1 protein-coding gene is annotated in these 258 nt (G+C 50.4%); it reads right to left on the reverse strand.

All coding sequences use genetic code 11. The features are described 5' to 3' along the window. On the reverse strand, positions 1-258 hold a 258-nt coding region (locus tag F1003_RS18940; RefSeq protein ID WP_155090371.1), incomplete at both ends, for a beta-ketoacyl-[acyl-carrier-protein] synthase family protein.

The following is a 258-nucleotide window of genomic DNA, read 5'->3' on the forward strand; positions in this document are numbered from 1 at the left end:
CGGCCGCCAGCGATAAGTGACCGATGTTTGTTTTCGCTGACCCAAGTCCGCAATGGCTGCCATGAACGGCCGGGTCCCCCGTTTTTTCATACAGCTCTTTAAATGCCGCTTTTAAACCGTTGATTTCTACTGGATCGCCCAGCTCGGTTCCAGTCCCATGCGCTTCAATATAAGTTACGGTTCTTGGATCAATTCCCGCTTTGTCATATGCTGTTTTTACGCCATCCGCCTGAGCTTTCGGATTAGGAGTCGTTTGAG

The organism is Winogradskyella ouciana, from assembly GCF_009709615.1.
GTDB lineage: Bacteria > Bacteroidota > Bacteroidia > Flavobacteriales > Flavobacteriaceae > Winogradskyella > Winogradskyella ouciana.